The organism is endosymbiont of Lamellibrachia barhami, assembly GCF_011947365.2.
Classification (GTDB): domain Bacteria; phylum Pseudomonadota; class Gammaproteobacteria; order Chromatiales; family Chromatiaceae; genus QGON01.
Window position 1 is genome coordinate 914,474 of the sequence record NZ_JAAVSH020000001.1, and the last position, 7,112, is coordinate 921,585.

At 55.7% G+C, this 7,112-nt stretch carries 5 protein-coding genes and 1 pseudogene; 4 read left to right on the forward strand and 2 right to left on the reverse strand.

Annotated features, from left to right (window positions below; genetic code table 11):
• Positions 1 to 24 precede the first annotated feature (24 nt).
• On the reverse strand, positions 25 to 657 hold the full coding sequence (locus tag G9Q73_RS04080; RefSeq protein ID WP_177418671.1) for a DsbA family protein: 633 nt from the start codon (positions 655 to 657) through the stop codon (positions 25 to 27).
• Positions 647 to 2,629, reverse strand: coding sequence for a monovalent cation:proton antiporter family protein (locus G9Q73_RS04085; RefSeq protein WP_177418672.1), 1,983 nt, complete (start codon positions 2,627 to 2,629; stop codon positions 647 to 649). The genes G9Q73_RS04080 and G9Q73_RS04085 overlap by 11 nt, the downstream gene beginning before the upstream one ends.
• A 128-nt stretch (positions 2,630 to 2,757) precedes the next feature.
• Between G9Q73_RS04085 and rnr the strand changes: the two genes are divergently transcribed.
• The 4 genes and pseudogenes from rnr to G9Q73_RS04105 form a co-directional block, all read left to right on the forward strand.
• Positions 2,758 to 5,085, forward strand: coding sequence for a ribonuclease R (gene rnr, locus G9Q73_RS04090; RefSeq protein ID WP_177418673.1), 2,328 nt, complete (start codon positions 2,758 to 2,760; stop codon positions 5,083 to 5,085).
• A gap of 2 nt (positions 5,086 to 5,087) precedes the next feature.
• Positions 5,088 to 5,831 carry a 23S rRNA (guanosine(2251)-2'-O)-methyltransferase RlmB gene (gene rlmB, locus G9Q73_RS04095; protein WP_177418674.1) on the forward strand — a complete coding sequence of 248 codons (744 nt, stop codon included), beginning with the start codon at positions 5,088 to 5,090 and terminating at the stop codon, positions 5,829 to 5,831.
• 146 nt (positions 5,832 to 5,977) lie between these two features.
• The gene (locus tag G9Q73_RS04100; protein ID WP_177418675.1) at positions 5,978 to 6,445 is read left to right on the forward strand and encodes an Rrf2 family transcriptional regulator; all 468 of its coding nucleotides are present in this window, start codon (positions 5,978 to 5,980) and stop codon (positions 6,443 to 6,445) included.
• Between the two features lie 459 nt (positions 6,446 to 6,904).
• Positions 6,905 to 7,112 (forward strand): annotated as a pseudogene (locus tag G9Q73_RS04105) (50S ribosomal protein L3 N(5)-glutamine methyltransferase); the annotation flags it as partial.

Here is a 7,112-nt window from a genome sequence, read left to right on the forward strand (position 1 = left end):
TTTTTATCCTCTTCGGTGGGAAAGTCAATCAAGCACCATATCCAGGGTCTCCAGGATAGGCTCAACATTATGGTAGTCGACAGGTATGGGCCAGAATCCCATGCCTTGCTGCAGGGTCAGGGCCGGAAAACTGCGAACCCCCATTGAACGGCTGTTTTCGATCTCCTCTTCCAGCAGTCGACGGGTGGCCGGTGATTCCAGCGCCGCTGAGAACTGCTGTTCATCCAGCCCGATGTTGTCGGCCAGCTGGATCAGGATTTCGCTGTCGGAGGGGTTTTGTGCATGGAGATAGTAGGCTTCCTGGATGGCCAGAATCATCGCTTCGGTAAAAGCCGCGCCCTGTAATCCTGCGGCGATCACCGCCCGGCAGGCCGGGTAGGTGGAGCGGCGGGGTTTACACTGCTGCCAGAAATTGAAGTTGAAGCGGGTCTCCGGCAACTTCTCCTGAATTCGGTTCCAGGTGGCCTGAAGGGTCTGCTGCATCTCTTCTGGCATCGGGTCACCGCTGTCGGGGGCCAGACCGCCCAATAGCTTTTGCAGTTTCACACCCGGTGGCAGCTGCTCGCCCAGCTGTGCGAGCACGGGTCGAAACGCCCAGCACCAGCTGCACATCGGATCGTGGATATAGAAGAGGGTTGAGTCTGTTTCAATGCCCATAGAGCAGCAGCCCTTCTGCATGTTCCAGATGCTGGGGTGTACCTGCCAGCACCAGCACATCGCCACTCTGCAGGCGGGTTTCGGGCGCGGGAGTCTCTCCACGGATGCCGCCGCGTCTGACGGCGGTCACACTGACATCCCAGTCCCAGAGGTGGAGGTCTTCGATAGTGTGGTCCACCGCAAAGGCCTTTTCCGGCAGGGTCACCGTGTGCAGCCGCTCCTGAAATGCCTCATCGTGTTCCATATCGATCGATTCTTCTCCATGGAAGAAGTCACGCAGCAGTTTGTAGTGGTTCTCTCGAATCTCACGCATGATCTTGAAGATGCGGGAGCCGGGAACCTTGAGCAGCAGCAACAGTTGTCCCCCCATCATCAGGCTGGCTTCGACCGCTTCCGGCATCACTTCGGTGGCGCCGGCCGCCTCCAGTTCGTCCATGTGCGTATCGTCGCGGGTGCGTACCAGTATCGGGAGTTGTGGGTGGGATTTGTGCAGTTGGTGCAGGATCTTCATTGCCGAGGCGTGGTCCTCGAAGCTGAGCACTACCACACTGGCGCGGCTGAGACCGGCGGCATCGAGGATTTCACGGCGTGAGGCATCTCCAAAATGGACCGGGTCGCCGGCTTCGTGTGCCTCCCTTACCACCGTAGGGTCGAGATCGAGCGCCACGTAGGGGAAACCTTCGTGGTCGAGAAGACGTCCAAGGTTCTGTCCGATACGGCCATATCCGCAGATGATGACGTGTTGCTCCATCTGTTCTGCCTCCTCCGCCAAGTCGCCGATGATCTGAACCTCATCACTGAAATTGCGCAGGGTGCAGAATTGCTTTGCCAGGCGGCCGTTATTACGGATCAGAAAGGGTGATGCCGTCATGCTGACGATGATCGAGGCAAAAAGGATCTGCCCGACAGGGCCGGGCAGCAGGGAGGACTCCAGGGAGAGATCCAGCAGCACGAAACCGAACTCTCCACCTTGCGCCAGCAGAACGCCGGTGCGAAATGCGGGAGACACCGAGTTGCCGGTGGCACGGACCAGACCAAGGATGATGGCGCCTTTAACCAATATAAGTGCGGCGGCGAGCAGCAGCACCCAATGCAGGATGGGGAGCAGAGAGAGCAGGTCGACGCGCATACCCACCGTGACAAAGAAGAGACCGAGAAAGACATCCTGGAAGGGACGTATGTCGGCCTCGATCTGATGGCGGAATTCGGTCTCTCCCAGCATCATGCCGGCCAGGAAGGCGCCAAGGGCCAGCGACAACCCCGCTTCATGGGTGAGCCAGGCGGCTGCCAGGGTTACCAACAATACAGTTAGGGTGAAGAGTTCAGCAGAGCGGGCTCTGGCGATCTCATGAAACAGTGGCCGCAGCATCCAGTGACCGGCCGCCATGATGACCACGAACACCAAGGCTGCCTTGAGCAGCGCCGACAACAGCGGCATCGCCATGCCCTGCTCACCGGTTCCGGCCAGGATCGGGATCACCACCAGCAGCGGGATGACCGCCAGATCCTGAAACAACAGGATGCTGACGCCGAGACGGCCGTGTTCAGAGTTGAGTTCCAACTGTTCTGATAGCTGTTTTGTGACGATGGCGGTGGATGACAGAGCCAGAATGGCCCCAATGATAATGGCGGCGTTGAGCTCGATCCCCATCAGCCAGGCGATGCCGGTGGCCAATCCACCGGTCGCCAGGACCTGGCTGCCGCCGAGACCGAAAACCGAGCTTTTCATGGCGATCATCTGTGGCAGGGAAAATTCCAGGCCGATGGTAAACAGCAGAAACACCACCCCAAACTCTGCAAGAAAGCGGGTGTCCTCAGTGGATGCCACCCAGCCAGTGCCGAACGGGCCGACCAGAATGCCGACGATCAGGTAACCGAGGATCGGCGGCAGGTGGAAGCGCCGGAAAAGGGTCACTGTGATCACCGCAATGGCGAGCAGCAGCAGGATGATCTGCAGGGTATGGATGTTCATTTGGGGTTTCTTTTCAGTTTTTCTGCCACAAGGATACTTTAAATAAACTGCCGATTGATATTACCCATAGGGTTTGAGCGCCATATACTGTTAAAATGTTTGTTTTTAGTCAGTAAAGAAACGAGATAGTGGCCAGACGCAAACCAAATAAGTCCGCCGGTAAGATGGATCCCCATCAAGCCAGGGAAGAAAGTAAGTACGACAATCCCATCCCCAGCCGTGAATTCATCATGGAGACCATGGAGGAACATGGCGTCCCCATGAATCTTCCCGATGTGGCCGAGAAGCTCGATCTGCATGACGAGGATCAGCTGGAGGCGTTACGCCGCCGCCTGCGTGCCATGGAACGGGATGGTCAGCTGGTACGAAACCGCAAGGAAAACTACTGCATCGTCAACAATCGCGACCTTATCGCAGGCCGGGTGATTGGACATGCAGATGGATTTGGCTTCTTCAAGCCGGATGATGGTGGCGAGGATCTCTATATCTCGTTCAGAGAGATGCGTTCCCTGTTTCACGGTGACCGCGCCGTAGTGCGGGTGACAGGTATGGATCGGCGGGGACGCTTGGAAGCTTCCGTGGTGGAGGTGTTGGAACGCAATACCCACAGCGTAGTGGGGCGTCTCTACCAGGAGACCGGGGTCGGTTTTGTGGTGCCGGACAATAAACGTCTGAGCAAGGACGTGATTATTCCCCGCACCGAACTCAGTGGTGCTGCTCAGGGTCAGATGGTGGTGGCTGAGATCCTCGATCAACCTACCAAGCGCACTCAGCCCATTGGCCGCATCTCCGAGATTCTGGGCGACCACATGGCGCCGGGTATGGAGACGGATATTGCCATTCGTGCCCACGAGATACCCGTCGCCTGGCCGGATGACGTGGAGGCGCAGATCGTCGGACTCTCCGGCGAGGTGCTGGAGGCGGAAAAGAGAGGCCGTACTGACCTGCGCAAACTGCCTCTGGTTACCATCGATGGTGCCGACGCCCGCGACTTTGACGATGCGGTCTATTGCGAACGTAAGCCGAAAGGGTGGAAACTGCTGGTCTCTATCGCCGACGTCTCTCACTATGTGAGTCCGGGCAGTGCTCTGGATGTCGAGGGTCGTGAACGCGGTAACTCCGCCTACTTCCCTGATCGGGTGATTCCGATGCTGCCGGAGGTACTCTCCAACGGCCTCTGTTCTCTTAATCCTAAAGTTGATCGGCTCTGCATGACCTGCGAGCTCTATATTGACGATAGTGGAAAGATTACCCGCTCCAAGTTCTATCCGGCTGTGATGCACTCCCATGCGCGTCTTACCTATGACCAGGTGGCCGCAATGCTCGATGGGGATGAGGCGATTTGTGGGCAATACGCCGAACTGCTGCCCCATATCCACGAGCTGCATCGGCTCTACCAGGCATTGAATGCAGGACGGCGGGAGCAGGGTGCGATCGATTTCGACACCACCGAGACCAAGATCGAGTTCAATGAAATGAGCCGGGTTGAACGTATCGTGCCGGTCTATCGTAATGATGCTCACCGCATGATCGAAGAGTGCATGCTGGCTGCCAATGTGGCATCAGCCCGTTTGTTGTTGCGCAAAAAGTTGCAGGCGCTCTACCGCATCCACGAGGTGCCTGCGGAAGAGAAACTTACCGACCTGCGTGAGTTTCTGGGAGAGCTGGGCCTGAGTCTGCCGGGCGGTAACAAGCCGACGGCGGCTGACTACGCCAAGCTGTTGGATGGCATCAAGGGACGGGAAGATGCCCACCTGATCCAGACCGTGCTGCTGCGCTCCATGCGGCAGGCGGTCTACAGCTCCGACAACGTGGGCCACTTTGGTCTCTCGTTTCCCGCCTATACCCACTTTACCTCGCCGATCCGTCGCTACCCGGATTTGGTGATACACCGCGCACTCAAGCACTTGGGGGAGAAGGGTGCGGCAGGTGACTTTCTCTATACCAAGTCCGAACTGCAGAGCATAGCCGAACACTGCTCCAGTACTGAGCGCCGAGCTGATGAGGCGACCCGTGACGCCACTGACTGGTTGAAGTGCGAGTTCATGATGGACAAGGTGGGAGAGACCTTCGACGGTATCATCACCAGCGTCAACTCCTTTGGCGTGTTCGTGGAACTCAAGGATATCTTTGTGGATGGCTTGGTCCATATCACTGCTCTGGACAACGATTACTACCATTTCGACCCGGTCGGGCATCGACTTTCCGGTGAACGAACCGGCAAGGTGATTCGTCTGGGCGATCCTCTGCGTATCCAGGTGGCGAAGGTCAATCTGGATGACCGCAAGATCGACTTCGTCCTGGCGCCGGAAGAGGAAACACCGAAAAAGTCAGCGAAAAAAACTCATCGCAGGAGCAACAAGTCTCAGAATAAGCCGACCCAGCCAGTTGAAGAGAAGGCTGAGAAGAGTACGAAGAAACGCCGGCGTAGACCCCGTAAAAGGGCTAATAGCTGAGTGTGTCCCAATCCCAGTTGATCATCGGCCTGCACGCTGTGCGCACCGCGCTCAAGCATGGCGATGCGGTTACCGGGGTTCGCGTCGAGGCCCGCCGCAGGGATGGCAGAATGAAAGAGATCCTCGGGCTTGCGCGGCAGGGCGGGGTCGATGTCGTTCAGGTTGAGCGTGCTGAACTCGATGCGCTCTCCCGTGGTGAAAACCACCAGGGTGTGGTTGCCTTTACCCAGGCACCGGCGGTTCGCGATGAAGGTTATCTCAAACGCCTGCTGGAGGGGCTGGATAGTGCCCCTTTTCTGCTTGTACTCGATGGTGTCCAGGATCCGCATAATCTTGGTGCCTGTCTGCGCACCGCTGATGCTGCCGGGATTCATGCGGTGATAACCCCCAGGGATCGTTCTGTCGGCTTGACACCGGTTGCCTGCAAGGTAGCCAGCGGCGCTGCTGAAACGGTTCCTTTTGTCCAGGTCACCAATCTTGTGCGCACCTTAAAGTGGCTGCAGGAGCAGGGGGTCTGGCTTATCGGCACTGCGGGTGAGGCGGAAACAAACCTCTATCAAGCGGATCTCAAAGGGCCTTTGGCTATCGTTATGGGGGGTGAAGGCAAGGGCATGCGCCGACTGACCCGCGAGCAGTGTGATGCCCTGGTGCATATGCCCATGTTGGGGGCTGTAGAGAGCCTCAATGTCTCGGTTGCCACCGGTGTTTGTCTCTTCGAAGCCCTCCGGCAGCGCATATCTGATTAGTCTTTTCCCCTGTTTTTAATCGATTTGGGATTTATCTCTCTAAAAAGTGTGGTTTAAAAGTTGACTAAATTACTTGGTTACTGCTAGTCTTATTACCAAGTAAATTAGTAGGAAATGTCTTTGCGCATTTTAGGAGCGAGATAAAGATGAGACTGTCAACGAAAGGTCGATACGCAGTTACCGCTATGTTGGATCTGGCACTGAATGGTGTAGACGGCCCGGTGACCCTGGCTGAAATTTCTGAAAATCAGGGTATTTCACTATCCTATCTGGAGCAGTTGTTTGCCTCTCTGCGTGCCAAGGAACTCGTGCGAGGTGTTCGTGGTCCAGGTGGCGGCTACTATCTTGGCCGCAATGCCGATGACATCTCCATTGCAAACATCATCTGCGCTGTTGATGAGTGGGTTGAATTTACCCGCTGTGGCGGTCGTAAGAACTGCAGTGGAGGTGAGCGCTGCCTGACCCACTCCCTATGGGATGACCTGAGTATCGAAATCTTTGATTTTCTGACCAAAATTTCGATCGGTGATCTGATTCGGCGTGGGGAGCGCAAGAAAGCCGACAAAGCTGCGCACTTGAGTGTGGTCAGCGATGAGGATTCCCGCGCGGCTTGATTTCGCCTCTGGTAAGTGATGGCTCTGACAGGTTGTCAGGGATAGTTGCTAACGGGCTGTTGAAACCTCCGGTTTCGGCAGCCCGTTTTTGTTTGTGGAAAATAATTCAAAATTCAGATTGCCCAACAGTCTATCTGATTACCCCTATTACTCAGCTACTAGAGGGAGAGAGATTTGTCCGCGAACAATGCAAAAAGCGCAAATGCATTGATTTTGTATGAAAACCTGATGGTTATTCATCTGCATCGACCAGTTCAATGATGACAGAATAGGGCTTATTGGACGGATGCAATGACTTAATGCATAAGGAAAAATCGCGTTATTTGCGTTACTCGCGGATTGAAAAACACTCTCCGATCATGGCTGAATTTTAGGGGTAATCAGGAAAATCTAAATCTTGGTGAGAAAACCGGGTTAATGGGCTATGATTCACGCTTTTTTCCAGGCACTGCCACTCGAATGCAATCTTTGCAGACTATAGCCGACTTCATCCGTTGGGGCGCAAGTCGTTTCAACGAAGCGGATCTGTTTTTCGGGCATGGTACAGACAATGCGATTGATGAAGCCGCAGTGCTTGTGTTGCATGCGCTTCATCTGCCACCCGATTTTCCTGGTAGCTGGTTTCAGAGTCGTCTCACCCAGGCGGAGCAGACGGATGTCACTCTGC

Bases quoted from the DNA above. Each gene is read 5' to 3' on its own strand.
- G9Q73_RS04080 (WP_177418671.1), bottom strand. From the start codon at position 657: ATGGGCATTGAAACAGACTCAACCCTCTTCTATATCCACGATCCGATG.
- G9Q73_RS04085 (WP_177418672.1), bottom strand. From the start codon at position 2,629: ATGAACATCCATACCCTGCAGATCATCCTGCTGCTGCTCGCCATTGCG.
- G9Q73_RS04100 (WP_177418675.1), top strand. From the start codon at position 5,978: ATGAGACTGTCAACGAAAGGTCGATACGCAGTTACCGCTATGTTGGAT.